General features: G+C 38.8%; 17 protein-coding genes, 2 tRNA genes and 1 other RNA gene. 6 read left to right on the top strand and 14 right to left on the bottom strand.

The features are described 5' to 3' along the window. Positions 1–11 precede the first annotated feature (11 nt). Positions 12–367, top strand: a transfer-messenger RNA (tmRNA) gene (gene ssrA / locus TLET_RS10795). Between the two features lie 4 nt (positions 368–371). Here the strand turns inward: ssrA and TLET_RS04115 are convergent. The 9 genes from TLET_RS04115 to TLET_RS04155 form a co-directional block, all read right to left on the bottom strand. After that, entirely contained in the window at positions 372–1,577 is a 1,206-nt protein-coding gene (locus tag TLET_RS04115) for an ABC transporter permease (RefSeq protein WP_228369047.1), read from the bottom strand. Beyond that, a complete protein-coding gene (locus tag TLET_RS04120; protein ID WP_012002855.1) occupies positions 1,570–2,271 on the bottom strand; it encodes an ABC transporter ATP-binding protein in 702 nt (233 codons plus the stop codon). Before TLET_RS04120 ends, TLET_RS04115 begins: the two co-directional genes overlap by 8 nt. A gap of 16 nt (positions 2,272–2,287) precedes the next feature. Further along, on the bottom strand, positions 2,288–3,337 hold the full coding sequence (locus tag TLET_RS04125; protein ID WP_012002856.1) for an efflux RND transporter periplasmic adaptor subunit: 1,050 nt from the start codon (positions 3,335–3,337) through the stop codon (positions 2,288–2,290). Position 3,338: 1 nt separating this feature from the next. Next, positions 3,339–4,646, bottom strand: a complete 1,308-nt coding sequence (locus tag TLET_RS04130) for a TolC family protein (RefSeq protein WP_012002857.1) — start codon at positions 4,644–4,646, stop codon at positions 3,339–3,341. 6 nt (positions 4,647–4,652) lie between these two features. Further along, positions 4,653–5,660, bottom strand: coding sequence for a TolC family protein (locus TLET_RS04135; protein ID WP_012002858.1), 1,008 nt, complete (start codon positions 5,658–5,660; stop codon positions 4,653–4,655). 89 nt (positions 5,661–5,749) lie between these two features. Continuing rightward, positions 5,750–7,513: a DUF2207 domain-containing protein gene (locus tag TLET_RS04140; protein ID WP_012002859.1), complete on the bottom strand. Its 1,764-nt coding sequence runs from the start codon at positions 7,511–7,513 to the stop codon at positions 5,750–5,752. Positions 7,514–7,551: 38 nt separating this feature from the next. Beyond that, on the bottom strand, positions 7,552–8,349 hold the full coding sequence (locus TLET_RS04145) for a DUF4097 family beta strand repeat-containing protein (RefSeq protein ID WP_012002860.1): 798 nt from the start codon (positions 8,347–8,349) through the stop codon (positions 7,552–7,554). Between the two features lie 11 nt (positions 8,350–8,360). Then, positions 8,361–8,576, bottom strand: coding sequence for a hypothetical protein (locus tag TLET_RS04150; RefSeq protein ID WP_012002861.1), 216 nt, complete (start codon positions 8,574–8,576; stop codon positions 8,361–8,363). Beyond that, complete coding sequence (locus TLET_RS04155; RefSeq protein ID WP_012002862.1) at positions 8,573–8,944, bottom strand: DUF2089 domain-containing protein; 372 nt, start codon at positions 8,942–8,944, stop codon at positions 8,573–8,575. The genes TLET_RS04150 and TLET_RS04155 overlap by 4 nt, the downstream gene beginning before the upstream one ends. Positions 8,945–9,087: 143 nt before the next feature. On the opposite strand from TLET_RS04155, the gene pyrH reads away from it, so the two are divergent. From pyrH to TLET_RS04175, 4 genes are all read left to right on the top strand, one after another. Next, positions 9,088–9,789, top strand: coding sequence for a UMP kinase (pyrH, locus tag TLET_RS04160; RefSeq protein WP_012002863.1), 702 nt, complete (start codon positions 9,088–9,090; stop codon positions 9,787–9,789). A 13-nt stretch (positions 9,790–9,802) separates the two neighbouring features. Next, positions 9,803–11,089, top strand: a complete 1,287-nt coding sequence (gene eno, locus TLET_RS04165; RefSeq protein WP_041428404.1) for a phosphopyruvate hydratase — start codon at positions 9,803–9,805, stop codon at positions 11,087–11,089. Positions 11,090–11,154: 65 nt separating this feature from the next. Further along, complete coding sequence (locus tag TLET_RS04170) at positions 11,155–12,093, top strand: cation diffusion facilitator family transporter (protein WP_012002865.1); 939 nt, start codon at positions 11,155–11,157, stop codon at positions 12,091–12,093. A gap of 4 nt (positions 12,094–12,097) precedes the next feature. Then, on the top strand, positions 12,098–12,616 hold the full coding sequence (locus TLET_RS04175; RefSeq protein ID WP_228369048.1) for a GNAT family N-acetyltransferase: 519 nt from the start codon (positions 12,098–12,100) through the stop codon (positions 12,614–12,616). Here the strand turns inward: TLET_RS04175 and TLET_RS04180 are convergent. Next, positions 12,579–13,400: a metal ABC transporter substrate-binding protein gene (locus tag TLET_RS04180; RefSeq protein WP_012002867.1), complete on the bottom strand. Its 822-nt coding sequence runs from the start codon at positions 13,398–13,400 to the stop codon at positions 12,579–12,581. The two genes, TLET_RS04175 and TLET_RS04180, sit on opposite strands and share 38 nt — an antisense overlap. Positions 13,401–13,431: 31 nt before the next feature. Further along, positions 13,432–13,508, bottom strand: a tRNA-Ala gene (locus TLET_RS04185). Between the two features lie 332 nt (positions 13,509–13,840). Between TLET_RS04185 and TLET_RS04190 the strand changes: the two genes are divergently transcribed. Continuing rightward, on the top strand, positions 13,841–14,806 hold the full coding sequence (locus tag TLET_RS04190) for a nitroreductase family protein (RefSeq protein ID WP_012002868.1): 966 nt from the start codon (positions 13,841–13,843) through the stop codon (positions 14,804–14,806). A gap of 554 nt (positions 14,807–15,360) precedes the next feature. Here TLET_RS04190 and TLET_RS04195 read toward each other — a convergent pair. The 3 genes from TLET_RS04195 to TLET_RS04210 form a co-directional block, all read right to left on the bottom strand. After that, positions 15,361–15,435 (bottom strand) — tRNA-Glu (locus TLET_RS04195). 621 nt (positions 15,436–16,056) lie between these two features. After that, positions 16,057–17,334 carry a lactate racemase domain-containing protein gene (locus tag TLET_RS04205; RefSeq protein ID WP_012002870.1) on the bottom strand — a complete coding sequence of 426 codons (1,278 nt, stop codon included), beginning with the start codon at positions 17,332–17,334 and terminating at the stop codon, positions 16,057–16,059. 4 nt (positions 17,335–17,338) lie between these two features. Beyond that, complete coding sequence (locus tag TLET_RS04210) at positions 17,339–18,163, bottom strand: SDR family oxidoreductase (protein ID WP_012002871.1); 825 nt, start codon at positions 18,161–18,163, stop codon at positions 17,339–17,341. Positions 18,164–18,165 lie beyond the last annotated feature (2 nt).

The following is an 18,165-nucleotide window of genomic DNA, read 5'->3' on the forward strand; positions in this document are numbered from 1 at the left end:
ATTAAATCAACGGGGGCGAACGGTTTCGACGGGTTTGAGATCCCCCAGGAAGCGAGTCGAGGTCTCCACCACCTCGTAAATAAGGTGGAACAAAAAAGAAGTGCCAACAACGAACTTGCGCTTGCTGCTTAATAGATAAGCAGCCGTCCTTGCCGGGTCTGGCTGGTGCCTGGACAAAGGGCGTGAGATAACCAGCCTACCGCCTGGAAATTTGCTCTTCGTTTCCAGACGGGAAGCTGAAGAAGAGCTGTGGTTTGTACAACCTGCCTGCGGGTAGTACAAATCAAGATCGAAACGCAGGCTGCACTCGGAGATGCCTGGGGGTACTCATTCCCGGACGGGGGTTCGATTCCCCCCGCCTCCACCAGGGTTTATTCATACCTCAAAGCTTCAACAGGGTTCATTTTTGAGGCTTTCATTGCGGGAAATACGCCAAAAGTTATTCCTACAGCAGTAGAAATTGCTACAGCGATCAAGACAACAACAGGAGTTACTGCTGTCTGGATTGATCCAACCACGGCTACAAGTCTCGATAGCAATATTCCAGCAACCACGCCTATTATTCCGGCAACAAAGGTTAGTATTATGGACTCGAGCAAAAACTGCATCAATATATGTCTTCTGTTTGCACCAACTGCTTTTCTCACGCCTATCTCCCTGGTTCTTTCTGTGACAGTTACAAGCATTATGTTCATTATTCCTATACCACCAACGAGCAAAGATATACCTGCTATACTGCCAAGCATGAAACTGAGAAGTGCCATTGTTTGATTCACAGTTTCGAGCATTGCCTCCTGACTCACAATTCTGTATTTCTCTGTATCTTGAAATTTTGAAAACATCACCGCATCTATTTCATTTACCGCCTGAGTTGCAACTTCTTCTGAGCTTGCTTGAGCCACGATGGAAGAAACATAACTTCTTCTGAATAGACGTTGCTCCGCGGCTGAGAAAGGAACTATAATCGATCTATCTGGATTTATAAATAACAGCGTTCCACTTTTCTCAAGAACACCTATAACTCTAAAATTCTGACGTGTTGACTGACTTGCTATTTTTATTGTCTTTCCTATGGCATCCCCATCTGGGAAGAGTTCCTCTGCAACCTCTTTTCCTATAACTGCTACGCGTTTCCTGCTATTCTCGTCGTCATCTGTAAAATATTCTCCCTGTGCAAGCTGAAGATTCATCATGTTAAAAATATCTGGATACACAGCCAGAACTGTCGACATTGTGTTTTGTCTCTCGTACTGGGCGATGAAATTACCCTGCTGAAGAGGTGTGACATACACAACAGACGGGCAAAGCTGGACAATTTTATCTGCATCATCTTTTGTCAAAAGATCTGAATCAGAAAGGCTTGTCGAGACCCTTCCTCCGCCGCCCCGGGTAAATCCAGGCGAGACCATTATCAAATTTGAACCAATTGCAGATAAATTTTCTCTGATGCTTGCGCTTGTGCCTTCTGCAACGGAAACAACGGCTATAACAGCTGCAACTCCTATAATGATACCTATCATGGAGAGAGCTGTTCTCATTTTATTTGCACTTATAGACCTGAAAGCTTCTTTAAGCATTTCCAACACTTGCTCTCACCTCTTGTGAAACTATTTTGCCATCTCTCATATTTATTATCCTGTCTCCCTGTTCGGCCACTTCTGGATCATGTGTTACGACAACGATAGTCAATCCCTGACTATGAAGATCTGAAAATATTTTCAATATTTCTTCGCCACTTTTTGTATCCAGATTACCTGTTGGTTCATCTGCGAGTATTATTTGTGGATCATTGGCAAGAGCTCTGGCGATAGCTACTCTTTGCATCTGCCCCCCTGATAGTTGCGTGGGTTTGTGTGACATTCTTTCAGAAAGTCCAACCATTTTTAGAAGCTCTTTTGCTCTTTTTCGCCTTATAGCTCGAGGAACTTGGGCATATATCATGGGGAGTTCTACATTTTCTATGGCTGTAAGGCGTGGAAGAAGGTTAAATTGCTGAAAAACAAACCCTATCATTTTATTTCTTATTTTTGCAAGCTGTGCGTCGCTTAGTTTTGACACTGCTACATTTCCTATGTACAGTTCTCCAGAGTCCGGTCTATCCAAGCATCCCATAAGGTGCATTAGAGTGCTCTTTCCGCTTCCAGATGGTCCCATAATTATGAGATATTCTCCTTCGAAAACATCAAGATTAACTCCATCCACTGCTTTAACTAAATTGTCTCCCATTTTGTAAGTTTTTCGAAGGTTTTCAACTCTAATGACTGTGTTCAAAGTTCACACCTGCCTTTCATGGACGTGGAGCTGGTCCTCCCATGAATATTCCCATGTTTCTATTGTTAGAATTGCTCGAACTACTTGATTTATTCACAACAATTGTTTCTCCCTCTTTCAATCCATCGAGCACTTCATAGCTACTCGAAAGTTTATCGCCAACAGTTATCTGCCTTTTTTCTGTCGATGTTCCATTTTTAACTGTTACGTAGGCTTTTCCATCCTCAAAACTAATAGCAGCTGATGGGACCGTTATCACACTGGTTTTGTTGAGCACGACTATTTCAGCTTCGCACGAAAGGCCAGGAATGATCTTTTCCATGGCTTCTTTTATTTTGGCATAGTTAGGTGATGTTTCGCTGGGTGTTACTAAACTCAGCTTTATTGGTATAGTAACGATACCACTCGATGTTTGTGCTTCACTGCCAATGTAAGTAACTTTGGCAGGGAAAGATACATTTTCGAATGCGTCGAAAGATACTATTGCTGTTTGTCCAATTTTTACCTTTGAATAATCCATTTCTTCAACAGCAGCAGAGATGTAAAGATTATTTACATTGACAACCTTGGCGACAACGTCCACTGTTGTGCCTTTTGAAACATAATCTCCTACTTTAACACTAAGGGACGTTACAACACCATCTACTAAAGAGGTTATCTTGCATCTTTCCAGGTCTCTTTTGGCAATTTCCAGCTCCAGCTGCCGCTGTTCTATCAGGAGCTTTGAACCAGAGTTTTTTGCAGTTTCGTAATCCTGAAGAGCTTTTATATATGTCAACCTGTAGTCTGAATCATCGAGTTCAACCAAGACATCTCCAGCTTTAACACTATCTCCTTCTTCAACATAAACTTTTTCAACAACACCACTAACAAGAGCTTTTACTTCGGCAGAATCTTCGGCTTCAACAGTCCCGTAAACGGTTATTGTATCAACAATATTTGTTTTTTGAACGGTGTATTCGATAATTGATTGATCAACATCGGATTGTTGATTGTTATTGCTACAGGAAGAAAAAAGAAAAATAATTGAAATTAAAATGAATGTGTACACAAAAGATTTTTTCATCTCACTTACCTCCTGCAAGCTGAACGAGATCGAAACCAAGTATGTCGAGCAAGTTGACTTTGGCGATCAACAAATTGTAATTTGCTTTGAACAACTCAAGCTCCGCATCTTCGAAATCTAACCTCGCACTTTCCAGATCTGTTTTGGCTACGAATGCAGAACCTTTCAGCAATCGTTCATACTCCATTTTTTTCAACTGTAGGTCGAGCTCGGCCACTTTTTTGGAAGATTCGGCAATTTTTATCGAAGAATAGGCATTTTTCAGAGCTTTTTTAAGTTCATCTGTCTTTTCATCAAGTACGCGCTTTTGAAGTTCGTATTTCTTGTTTATAACTTTATAGTTGTAATCCTTTTCTCCACGATCTATGATGTCATACCCAAATGAGAAACCAAGCGAAAAGGCAAAGTCATCGTCTTTCTGTTTAACCTGAAAAAAAAGCTCGGGGTTCGGTATCCACTGCTGATAGCTTCTCTCACTTTGACGCTTTGCTATTTCAACAGATAGAATTTGAGCGTTCAGATCAAGCCTTGACGTAATAAATTTTTCTGCTTCTTCCATAACAGGCAAATTTGATGTAATTCTCTCAAGACACGCAATCATTGTATTAAGTGTATCAGTTGAATATTCTGTCAATGTACTTGACAGGTTCTGGCTAATTTCTTCAAGTTGCTGTGTCATATCATAGATATTTCCCTGGATTTCAAGAATATCTTCTCTTGAAGCTGTACCGGATTCATAGGCTTTTTGCAAGGATTCAAATTTGTCTTGAAGGATTTCTATTTGCTGTTTTGTTATATTCATTTTCTGGTTGTAATAGTGATAGTTGAAAATATCTTCCACGAGATTCAAAAATACTTCGTTTTTTGCTGAAAGAAGATTCCATGAGGCTGTCGCAAAATTTGCCTCGTTTTCTAATTCAGTGATATCAAAGTTTGAAAATAATTCCCTCGATATTGTTAAGCTCCATCCTTTTTCTTTCCAATCGTTGCTGGAAAAATAGTAATACCAGGCATTCGAAATTTGAACGTCAAAGCCTGCGATATTTTCAAAAGTGATTGAGAAAGGTGCCACGAAAGAACTGCTTGCATCTCCCGTTGAACTTATGTCGGTTTCTAAACCCGCATTGCTAACGCTGACATATGGTATGAAGAAATTTTTGTTTTTTGATCTGTTGAATTCAGCTTCTTCGTAATCAAGGATGGCTGATAGATAACTGCTGCTATTTTCCAATTGCTGCTCTACAAGATCGGTAAAACTGGCAAATGTGAACAATGGAACAAACAAAAGCGCAAGAACGAGTTTTTTCATCGTTTATCATCCTCCCAAAATCTGGGATAATGCTTGCACATAGTCAAGTTCTGCATCTATGAAGATCGAGCATATGTTCTCTAAGAGAGATTTTACGTAAGTTATAAAGGTTTTCTGGGCGTTGAAATACGAAATTTCTGCGTTTAGAAGATCTTTTTCTGAAGAGACGCCCGCATTGTAATTACTCTTTGTGCTTTCATATTCAAGTCTGCTCGCCTCAAGTCTTTCTTTCTGCGCTAAGATATTCTTTCTGATAGTTTCAATATTTTGCAGTGCGGTTTCGTAAGATTTCTTCGTGTCATTTTGTGTGTCTTTTAAAGTATTCTGACTGCTTTTTAAAGTTCTTTCGTACTTACTTTTTGTGTATTGAGAAGGATTGACCAGCCCATCGTAATTTATCTGAGCTATTTGAACATTAAGATCTGCGATTTTAATGGAAAGAGATTTTTCCATCAACTCATCGAGCGATGGCAATGTTATATTCAGTACAATATCTGGGAGATCTTTAAATTCAATCTCTTTTCCAAGCATATTTTGAAGGTCACGCTTTGTTTGTTCTAACGAAAGTTTTGCCTCTTCCAATTCCGCAGTTGCTTCAAGTTTTGTTGCGCTTGCCTCCTGCAATTCTTGAAGTGTAGCAACACCTGTTTTGTAAAGGCTTTGTTGTTGATCAAAATCAATTTCGGCGATCCTCAGATTATCCTGCGCAACCTGCAGGGCAAGTTGATTTTCAAACACACCGAAGTATGCATCAAAAAATTCACTCAGAAAATCTTTTATTGCCGTGTTGTAGCTCTGCTTAGATTGTAACCAGCTTAGTTCAGCTTCAAGCTGGTCGAGTTTGTTTTTTGCTTCAATGGTTGCTTTTTCATAGTCGCTCTTTGCTTGCTCAAGCTCGAGAGTCGCATTCAGATAAGACGGGGTATTCTGCTTTGCAAGTTCCAGAACGTCTGTAATCTGTGAAAAAGCGAGAATGGATAAACACACAACCGATACTATCAAGAATTTTCTCACAACACAACCCTCCATTCATAAATCTGTCTCAAAATTAATTGAATCATATGTGATCATTTTGCTTTAGAGTTTCTAATCTTTTTCTAATCTTAGCCGGCGCCTACTCGACTACCGCCAGCGCCTCCACCTATTCCAGAACCATGGGAACCACCTGATCCTCGAGAACTGGAACTTACAGTTGATGCAGCTATGGTACGAAAAGAAGAAATCTCGTGAATAATAACCGGGTTTATGTAAGCAGTTCTTGCTACAGGAGTTGCTGGTGGTTCTGGGTAGAGTTTTTTCAAATTGTCAATCACTTCTCTGGCTATTCCAAGAGTCGTGGCGTAAATAATATAATCATCCCATATTGCTAATGATTGAGGAGGATAAGTTGAAAGCAGGGAGAAATCCCTGAGAAATTTTTCAAAGTTTTTCCACCTCAGATAATATATCAGCCCTTCTGAACTCCACCTGGAAAAAACGTCTTTTCGCATGGCAATTATTACCAGTCCTATACCAGATGTCAATATCATCAACAATGATACATAGCTGTTGACAATTTCAAAACCAGGTTCATAGTATCTGTTGAGAAAAACAATGCTCAACAGTGGAATAATTACTCCAAAAATAGTCGCAAAAGTTTTGGCAATGACATTTCCTTTTGAATCGAGATATTTTCTTTCATCAACATTCTTTTTGATTTCAGCTCGCCACTGGTTAATTTTTTTCAGAAAATCCTGGGCTTTTCTCTGATTCTTAAGACCTTTTTTGACATTTTTAAAATCGATAACTCCATCTGTTTCAAATATTCTGAAAGCGTCAAAAAGTGTTTTCCTGTTTGAGTTCGGGTTGAGAATTCTGAGACCAGTGATTTGATGATTTCCATCTTCCACAAACTGAATGTCCCCTTTTTTCACAGAATCAAGCACAGCAGCGGCAATTGCATCATCGCCGGGAAGTGAACAGATTGTTTTAACCACACTGTTCACCAGCTCTGGCAAGTCCTTGTATGGCAACTCTCTTTCATACTCTGCATCGTAAGCAACCGGATTTTCCCTGCCGAGTTTTCTGTATATGAATATTGGAATCAGCAATACGAGCAGAACATAGGTAATTGATCCAGAAACATAAAGAAAAACACGCCTTGAATAGAGAGCTTCAAGGTCTTTTACGTCTTTCAATGTCAAATTTTTCATGAAATAATCCGTACCTGTTTGACTTAAACCAGGAAAAACAAAACGCCCCTCGACAAAACAGTCTTTCGGTATATTCCTAAATTCAAATTTATAGAGGTTACTTGCTATCTCTTTGCTTTTGAATTGAAGGCCCCATGGATGATGGTAAATCAATGGTTCACCAAAATTGAGAGGAAACGAAACCTGCACATTGAGAACTTTTGTTCTTACAACTGTGCCATGACCAACATATTTTATAAAAAGCTGAGTGAAATCAGATCCCTCTATGAGAATGTTTTCAACGGTGTACTTAAAAGCGACTTTAATAATCCGATTGTCTGTTACTGGTATGTAATCTTCCATAGATCTGCTGAACAATATTTTTGTGCTGATGCTGTTTTCGGTTTTTTTGTCATAAGAAATTCCACCAAGCACTGGAGGTCCTTGAAGGATATCAATTTTGAAATTTCTAATTTTCATGGGAGCTGGTAAATCAATCGCATAGGTTACATATCTGAAGGGTTTTTTCATTTTATAAGTCACAGTTTCTGTAATATCTGCATAACCATTTTCATGGACTTCAATTGAATAGGTTCTTTCAGGAAGTTCAAAGATAGCACCGCTATAATTGGCCATCATGAGAAAAACAGATAAAACCACCGCGAAAATAATACCAGTAATTACAGCTCTCTTCATTGGAGCACACCTCCCGGGTGCTCCAATAATATCACGGGTTATATTAGTTCATCGAGAATTTGCTTTGCTTGTTCGTAGCTGAGTTTTCCTGATGCGACGAGTTTTAATATCTTTTTCTCTATATTTTCAGTCCTCTCAGCACGATTGGTAGATTTTATACATACATCACCAGAGGCACTGCTCACAGTAATTTTCATTTTCCCATCTCCAAAGATATAATCTCTTCCCTCCCGTGTGTAACCAATATTGGTTGTTAGATCACCACTCGCTGTCCTCATAGATAGTCTCAAATCCGGGATGCCTGCGGTCTCGACAGTAAGATCGCCACTCGCAGTGCTCAAAATCCATTCGTAATTATCACAGTTCAATCCTTTAACTAATAGATCCCCACTTACGCTGGTGAAAACCGCTTTTTCAAGTCTGGATGAACTAATTGTGACGTCACCAGAAACTGTTTTAATCTGGCATTGTTTGCTGTAGACATCATCAATTGATAGATCACCTGAAACTGTTCTCAAAGATAAGTTGTTCACTTTTATTGTTTTTACTTCGACATCCGATGAAACGCCATTAAGCGATAATTCCATCAGTTCATACGGGGCAGCAATTATTATTTCTCCATTTGAGCTTTTGAATCCAAAATCGAATACATTGAAAAGATTGTTTTCTTTAAGAGTGATTGTCAGGACATCATCTTTAAGTTCCAGGTCAGGCTGGCGTCCTGTATAAGATATATATGTTTCTAAAGGATCGGATCCCATTATTGTAACGTTGCTGCTCACAACTTTTACAATTAATTTTTTCACGCTTGAAAAATCTACTTTTTGTTTTTCCATATTCTCTCCTCCTAAATTCCCATGAAAATGACTATGACCCATATGACAACAGCTTCACCTATCAAATAAATTATTATTGGCACGATATTTCCTACAACCAGAAATAGCGCATAAAGTCCGACAAAGAATGAATACACGATCGCAATAGACTTTACCCTCATTTGAAGTAACTTCGAGCCTATGTATATCAGCATCAAAGCGCCAATAATGGCAAGTATTATTTTCACTCTCTCAACCTCCTGATTTTCTCAAGAGCTTCCTGAGCAGAGATTTCTCCTTTTTCAAGCTTATCAAGCAATTCATCTACCTGTTTCTCTTCTGCAACTTCTTCTGCTTCATACCCAAGTGTCTTAACAATTCCCTCAAGCCTTGATTTCGCTGTTGGATAAGATATCCCGAGTTCTTTTTGAAGATCGCTCAAATTACCTCTGGCTTTGATAAATATTCTCAGAAAATTAAGCTGATCCGGCGTAAGTCTGAAAAATTCTTCCAATTCGAATCTACCTTTTATAGTTGTACCGCATGACGTACAGTTCAGCTCGGTGACGATCAAATTTGAACCGCAGATGGGACATTTTGATATAACGCGTGCCATTGAAACATCTCCTTTCATTTTTTTCAAACAGAACTAAATATATTTTATATTTAGAGTAAAAATTTGTCAAGGTCATCTTTATGTAACAAAATTTCCCCTACACCATGTTAAGGCTTTGGTAAAATGTTCTGGGAGGGATTAATTTGTATCAAAGGGTCCTGGTTAAATTGAGTGGGGAAGTCATGTGTGGGGAAGGTTCGAGGGGTTTTGATCAAAGTAACATAAATTATCTTGTCCAGCAGATTGCACAGATTGTTGATTACGGAGTTAATGTTGGAATAGTAATAGGGGCAGGAAATATATTTAGAGGAGAAGAACTTTCCGAAATTCCGCATTCGCTTGCTGATCAAATTGGAATGTTGGGAACAGTTATAAATGCTCTGTATTTGAAAGGTTCTCTTCAAAAAGTTGGTATAAAATGTGTTGTGGTTTCTCAGGTGACATCTTTACCATCGATTAGACCTATTCATTATGATGATATAAATCTTTACTTTGATGCAGGTTATGTAGTTATATTTGCTGGAGGAACGAGTAATCCGTTTTTCACAACAGATACTGCTGCTGCCCTTAGAGCTGTTGAAATGGGAGCAAATCTCCTGATAAAAGCAACTAAGGTTGATGGTATTTATGATAGTGATCCAAAGAAAAACAAATCTGCCCGAAAGCTTGATAAAATTTCTTACTATGATGCAATATCGCGTGGTCTCAAAGTGATGGATATGGAGGCTTTTTCAATATGTGGAAGGTACAAATTGCCGATAGTTATTTTGAACTTTTTCGAAGATGGTTCGTTGCTCAGGGCTGTTCGCGGAGAAGATGTTGGTAGTATTATCATGCCCGATTGAAGGAGGTGTAGGAATGTACAACGAGATTGTTGATGTTAAAGCAAGAGAAGTTCTTGATTCACGCGGCAATCCAACTGTTGAGGTTGAAGTATTTCTTGAGGATGGGACACAGGCGTCGGCTATAGTTCCGTCGGGTGCATCAACAGGAAAATTTGAAGCTCTTGAACTTAGAGACAAAGAGAAAAGGTATCTTGGCAAGGGTGTCCTGAAAGCTGTCAAAAATGTAAACGAGATTATCGCGCCAAAAATCATTGGAATCAATGTTTTTGAACAGGTTTTAATTGACCAGACTATGCTTGAGCTTGATGGGACTGATAACAAATCGAAACTTGGTGCAAATGCCATATTAGGTGTCTCTATGGCAGTTGCCAGAGCTGCTGCCCAAAGCCTTTATCTTCCGATGTATCAGTATCTGGGCGGGCCAAATGCAAAAGTTTTGCCAGTACCGTTTATGAATGTAATTAACGGTGGCAAACACGCTGACAACAATCTTGATATCCAGGAATTTATGATCGTTCCAGCTGGAGCACCTTCATTCAGTGAAGCACTCAGATGCGGAGCAGAGGTTTTTCATACTTTGAAGAAAATATTACATGGTTCCGGGCATGTAACTTCTGTTGGAGACGAAGGCGGTTTTGCACCAAACCTTTCTTCCAATGAAGAAGCTATTAAAGTTCTGATTGAAGCCATTAAGAGTGCTGGTTATGAGCCCGGTAAAGATGTATTCATTGCACTTGATAGCGCTGCTTCTTCTTTCTATGATGCTGAGACAGGAAAATACGAAATCGACGGAACTAAGAAAACCACAGAAGAACTGGTCGATTATTACACAAACCTGGTGAATAAATACCCTGTAATAAGCCTGGAAGACCCTCTTGATGAGGAAGACTGGGAAGGTTTTGTAAAACTCACTGAAAAAATAGGGAAAAGGGTCCAAATAGTAGGAGACGATCTGTATGTCACGAATGTAAAAAGGTTGCAAAAGGGAGTTCAGATGAAAGCAACCAATTCCATATTAATCAAATTGAATCAGATAGGGACTGTAACCGAAACACTCGATACAATTGAATACGCCAAACAGCATGGTATGACATGTGTGGTATCACACAGATCTGGAGAGACGGAAGACACATTTATAGCAGATTTGGCGGTTGCTACAAATTGTGGAATGATCAAAACAGGTTCACTCTCAAGAAGTGAGAGAATTGCCAAATACAACAGATTGCTGAGAATTGAGGAAGAACTTGCCGAAGCATCTCAGTACAAAGGCTTGAATGCTTTTTATAGCATCCACATCTAAATAATGTTGGCTAAAACAACAAGCGCGGCATGCATGCCGCGCTTTATTCAGCGGGTGATGAAATTATGGAAAGAAACGATATTTCATTAAGAGCAGGATGGATAGGGGTTTTTGCCAATGCCTTTTTAGCAGCACTTAAAATATTTGTTGGATGGTTTTTTAATAGTGCTGCTGTGCTTGCAGATGGTATCGACACGGCAACAGATATTTTTACATCGCTAATAACCCTGATTTCGAGCAGAATATCAAGCCGTCCACCTGATGAAACACACCCTTACGGCCATGAAAAGATAGAGGCAATTGCCGCAAAGATAGTGTCCTTTGTAATTTTTTATGCCGGGGCAAGTTTGATGGTTTCTTCGCTCAGAAAGATTTACTTGGGTCAATATACTGTTATTATAGGTGTTTTGCCAATAGTTGTTTCATTGATATCGATAGCTGCCAAGACGTGGCTTTTTATCTATAAATATAGAGTTGGCAAAAAAATAAAGAGTTCCGTCTTCATTGCTGATGCTCTTAATATGAGAAATGACATACTCATATCTTCTACAGTATTTGTGAGTATTATTCTTAGCAAATATGGACTTCTCTGGGTTGATGGAGTTGTTGCGTTGATGATTTCTGCAATGGTAATTAAAACCGCATTCGAGATATTCAGGGAAACAAGTTATGAATTAATGGATGGAATGGCAAATCTTGATATATACAATCAAATATTCAAGGCTATCGAAACAGTTCGAGGAGCTTTTAATCCTCATAAAGTTCGTGTAAGGCAGGCTGGTTATAAATATTTTGTTGATATGGATATTGAAGTTGACGGGAAAATTTCTGTCCAGGAAGGCCACGAAATAGCAACAAGAGTAAAACATGCTATAATCAAACAAAATGACAGAATAGCTGATGTGATGGTCCATGTAGAGCCAATCGGTAATGTTGAAAAAGAAGCGTATGGACTTAGCCAGAACCAGATAAAAGGGGGTATAGACTCTGATAATCAAAGGTGAAAAGATTGAACTAAGACCTGTTGAACTTTCTGATCTTGAACAGTTGCTGAATATTAATGACGAAGAGGTCAGGGCTAATCTTTTGTCAAGTTTTCCGATCAACAGACTTAGAGAAGAAGAATGGGTAAAAAATCTTTACGCAAATCAACGTGATATCGTTATGGGGATTGTTCCATTTGAAGGAAAGAAGCTTGTAGGAACAACAGGATTACATGGCATTGACTGGGTGAACAGAAACGCAGAATTCGGAATAGCTATAACCGATAAAAACTACTGGAACAGAGGTTTTGGAACAGAGGCAACAATACTCATGTTGAAATATGCTTTTGAATATCTCAATTTGCATAGAGTCTCGTTGCGCGTTTATGAATACAATAACAGAGCAATTCATGTTTATGAAAAATGCGGTTTTATTCGCGAAGGAAAATTGAGGCAGGCAAGATATATGAAAGGTAAATATTATGATGTCCTTGTGATGAGTATCCTCAGCGGTGAGTATTTTCAGCGGCAATCAATGCATTGACCAGTGAATTGATGAACTCTACATATGTTCTGGAATTTGATGCCAGCACATCTATTTCAACAACCGGCAATTTTAATTGTTGTGCAAGATTTATAACTGTAGAACTTTCGATATTACTTTCGGTTATTAAGTAACGAATTTGTTTTTCTTTAATAAGTTTGCTTACCTCATTTATTTTTTTCGTAGTCAAACCTTCTTCATGGCCGCTTTCAAGAAAAACGATATCGCCCAGATCAAACCTTTTTGCAAAATGTATCAGGGCTGGATGAAGTTCAAGAAGCGTCTTTTTTCTTAAAGGAGAGAGTTTTTCATACCACAGGCTCAAATTAGCGAATACTTCATCGGCAAAATTTTTCCAGTTTTCCCTGAGAATTTGTGAAAACTCTGGATATGTTGAGGAGATCTCTTTATATAATTGATGTGCAAACAAAACAGTATACACTGGATCAAGCCACAAATGCTGATCTTGCTTTGACGCTTGTTCAAAAATGCCGTCAGAGAAAACCATAACTTTTTCCGGGAATAGTTCTTTTGCTTTATCAATCCATTCTTCAATACCAGATAGTACTATTAAATCGGCATCATAAAGTGATTTGACATCGCTGACTTTTAACTGGTAGAGATGAGGGTTTGTATTTTCCATCAATACTCTTATTTCAAATTGCGATCCACAAATGCTTTCGAGCACAAGCGCCAAAGGCTTTATTGACGTTACTATTGTTTCTGAAAGAGCTGACGCTGATATAAAGATCATCAGAATTATTAATAACAAAAATTTTTTCATGTGGTATCTCTCCAAAAAGGACACACGCCTCTGGTGGAGCCGATGGGACTTGAACCCACGACCTCTACCGTGCCATGGTAGCGCTCTCCCAAACTGAGCTACGGCCCCAGCTGTTATTATTATACAGCCAGATGCTTAGTTTTTCAAGTTTGGGATCAACATGGCATATTTTCCAAAAGATAGGTTTATGCTGATGTGCATGCACATTACCCGGGTAACTTCTTCCAATATATAATATACGTTTTTTAAAAACGAGTGGTAGAGCAAAAATGCTGATAGAAAGCTGGTAATTGGCTAAAATCAAAAGAGTTTCTTTCACCATAACTACGTTTCTGTGTTATTTAACTGTACTGTTACTTTTAATTTTGAAAATTGATAATTTTGATTCTTTTGATGTAAGTTAACTCTGATCTGATACAATTCAACCAGGGGGTGAAGGTGTGTTTTTCGCTAATTTTACTCTTAAAACAGAAGATGAAAAGCTGATTTCGGAGAAAGATTTTATAGGTAAATATACAATTTTGAGCCTTTTTCGAGAATTGGATTTACCAAATTTCATACATTACGCAGCGGAACTATCAAATTTCGTGGAATGGTTCGAGTTGAAAAACGCTCGAGTTGCCGTTGTTTTATCATGCCCGGCTGAAAAACTGAAGCAAATTAAAACCACCTGCAAGCTGAGAATAGAACTTCTGTGTGATGAAAATGGTTCTTTAATGCGATCAGTGGATAATTTGAAAGATAAAAAAATCTCACCGGCAACCATTATATTAGACAGATGGGGCAGGGTTAGAAAGATTTTTGATGAAATTTGCTTAGATTCACTCAAAGAAGAATTTGAGCAAATCATTACCGACGATAATACTTTGAATCCATTGATTCAATTGAGAAGAGCTAAAAGATCATTCAGTCAGGAAAAAGTCTCGAGGGATGCATTAAAAACAATCATATCAGCGGCACACCTTGCTCCATCATGTGCCAACAAGCAGCCATGGAGATTTATTGTAATTGAATCCAGAGATTTTCTCGAGAAAATTCATAAAGCACTGTCAGGCGGTAATTATTGGATGAAAAATGCACCGGCGCTAATTGTTGCTTATTCAAAAAAAGATCTGGATTGTGAACTATCTGATGGAAGAGATTATTTTCTCTTTGATCTTGGTCAGGCCGTTGCTCTTTTGCAAATTCAGGCTACTCAGATGGGGTTGATAGCGCATCCTGTAGCTGGTTTTGATCCGGTTTTAGTAAAACAGGTACTCTCAATTCCTGAAGAATACACAGTTATAACCATATTAGCAATTGGTTATCCATCAGGAAATATCTCCAGCCTGTCTGAAAAACATCAGGCGATTGAATTTTCCTCTCGAGAACGCGAAAAACTCGATAATGTTGCAAAATTTATTTGATTCTATACAAAGGTGGTGATGAAGATGGACAAGCAGGATAAACCTAAGGATCGAGAACACTGGGCGGTGGGTGCTATGACATTGATTGGAGTGGGTGTTGGTTTCATCTTTTTGCAGAGATCTGTTATGTGATTTGTTGCCAGCATTTTGATAGGCATTGGTTCCGGATTGCTTATAAGTGTTATCCTTTCCAGAAAAAATTCGTGATCATTCAACATGATTACCAACAGAAATCGCCCGCTTCTGTGAATGGGTAAAGAATTTACCAAAATTAGCATGTAAATGGTAAATTTGTAGAAAGAACAACCCTTTGAGCGTGAGAAATAAGTTACCTTGACCGCGAAATTTCCGCTTATATTAAGTTGGGGCAGTTCACAAAAAATAAAATTTGTCCACTGCGATCGTCTATCTTATTTGCCATAAACAAAGCCGCTCGCATATTAGTTGACCCAAATTGGAAAAAGCCACAGCAACTTCAAAAAACTCAAATGAAGGTCTTTTATTTGATGCTTCAGTGCAATAAGGATGTTAGGAATCTTTTCTGTAATTATTTCTGGCAGCCCCACGGGGAATCGAACCCCGACCTTCGGACTGAGAATCCGATGGACTAGCCATTATCCTATGGGGCCGCACCGAAAAATATTGTATCATAAAATCAAAACCATGCAAGAAGGAGTTTATTTTCAAAGGTTCATATCTTGCGAAAGTTCTCTAAAATATCTTTGAACATTGTCTATTCAGATAGAAAATACAAAAATTGCTTGGTCCAAAACAGAGATTTGCAGAACAAATAATTTGCCAGACGGATTGAATTTTCTGTATAATTTCTCCGTTGGTGGTTGATACTTTCTGTATTTGAAGAGCTGACCCAAAATTTGTAAAAGCCAAGGTGAGTTGGCTTTTTCCTCATTTATGTATTTCTCAAGCGATTGTATATTTTTCTTCTTGGCATATTTTATGAAATCTTCAACTAAGTTAAGGTCAGGTATTTCATATTTTCTGTTTTCACAATTCTTTGAACATCTTTTCTCTCTTACAAGGTGCAAACAATAAAACTGGATTTATTACAACCACGATGCTCCGAGAAGAGACTCCACTGCTCGGCTACCTGTAATAAGATTCTATCTCCCCCAAATTGTAGAATTCCATTTTCACTTCGTAAACTTTATGAGAAGTATTTCAACAGCTCAGCTGTTATTTATCATTGAAATTGGCCCTCTATATTGCACAATAAGTGCATTTCTGATATCTCAAGCCTCCTTTTTCAAGTCATATAGAAATTTTCCACCATGCTCGATCCAGAGGCAATCTGGTGATTGAAAATCTTCTTTTTTGATTGATTTTGGATCCAGATATGACAATCCAACAGCTTCGCATTCTTCTTTTGGTATAGCGGTGGCTAATACCACATTAAAGGCAAATTCCTCTTTTCTCGTTGCTGGATCAAATTTGCCATCTCCTCTAACATTTATTACATGGGATGCTACATTCAAATCAAATTCTGGATGAGTTTTCAGAAATTCTTTTACGTAATCTTTGCAGTGATATCCAACAGCGCGTATGGCCTTATCCATTTGTTTGTTAGAATGAAAGATGCGAATATGCGGTGCATAAATTATGATTTCTCCACCGGGGACTATCACGCCTGGCCTTTGCAACTTATAACTTCCCTTGCCTGCCGTCCAGATTTCATCATAATTTTTTCCAATGACCTGAACGGCTTTTTTCACAGGTTTGTCCAGATATATGATATGTATCTTTTCGCTTGCCCTTACGGCCATTTCATAGGCATTTAAAGCACCTTCATACCCAGATCCTGTGTACAGGCCTTTTGGAACAATCCCGTGATCAGTTTCCTCATAAACCATATTGAAGAAAATTATTGGGGAACGAATTTTTTCGAAAGCCACCCTGCAGGCCTCGTTAATAACATCTCTGGCAGGATTGTTCAACGAACCTATAATCCTTGGAATGCCGATCAATACAGCTGCCCAGTGAAACAAACCAACAACATCTGGTCCCGCAATGCCTGGTATTATTGATTTCAGTCCCCCTGAAAATCCAGTTGATTCATGTGGTGAGGTTCCACTCAAAACGATTATCAGATCATATTTTTCAAAAAATAATTTGTTCAGAGTGACTGGTAATGGTTGTTTCAGATCACCAAGAGTTTTTTCACTCACAAATTCTCTGCTCAAAAAACCCACATTGACCAATGCATCCGGATTTGCATATTCGTGATTGAAAAAAGTGAATTCTTCTTCAAATAAGCCGAGCTTCTCTCTAATCTCAATTTCACTCATTGCGCGATGAGTGCCGCTCGCGTTCAATGTATGGAATTCCTTCATTCCCATGGTTTTAAGTTGTTTATATATAAGTGGAACCAGTTTATCTGAAAAATCCTGACGTGTGTAATCTGGATGTATGAGTAAAACCTTATTTAATTTCATCTCATATAGCGTATTTTCAACCAGATTGGCTATTTTTTCCAGACTCAATTCTCCCAGAAGGTTTTCTACCATCTTCATTTCCTCACACCCCAGAATAGGCATTGAATCCGCCATCAACTGGTATGATTGCCCCTGTCACGAATTTTGAGGCATCTGATGCAAGCCACACGCAGACACCTATCAAATCCTCTGGATCGCCAAATCTCCCCATCGGCGTGTGATCAATTATTGCCTTGCCACGTTGCGTGAGGTTTCCTCTTTCGTCAAGCAATAAATATCTGTTTTGCTCGGTAAGGAAAAATCCAGGTGCGATGGCGTTCACCCTTAGTTTCTTGTTGTATTCCATTGCAAAATGAACAGCAAGCCACTGGGTGAAATTACTCACAGCAGCCTTTGCCGCAGAATATCCTACCGTTCGTGTAAGGGGTCTGAATGCTGCCATCGAAGAGATATTTATTATTGAGCCACCCTCCTGGTTCTTGGCCATGAATCTTCCAAATATCTGGGATGGAAGAATAGCCCCACCGAAAAGATTTAATGAGACCACTTTTTGCAAAGCATCCATAGGAAGATCGAAGAAGCTCATCTCGGCTGATGTGGTTGCCTGTGGCATATTGCCTCCAGCCGCATTGATGAGCACGTCTACTTTTCCAAAGTCGTTCAAAATTATTTCTGATGTTTTTCTGATACTTTCGACATCAAGTGCGTCCATGTAATAACCTTTTACAATTGCACCATTTTTTGAAATTTCTTCAGCCCTGGTTTCTGCGTTTTTGATATCACAAAGAGCAATCTTGGCGCCAAAATTTGCCAGCCCTGTTCCTATTGCCGAACCAAGTATTCCTGCTCCTCCAGTTATTACAACTACTTTTTCCTCAAGACTAAAGATCTTGAAAGCATTTTTCATTC

This window comes from Pseudothermotoga lettingae TMO, from assembly GCF_000017865.1.
Classification (GTDB): Bacteria; Thermotogota; Thermotogae; order Thermotogales; family DSM-5069; genus Pseudothermotoga_B; species Pseudothermotoga_B elfii.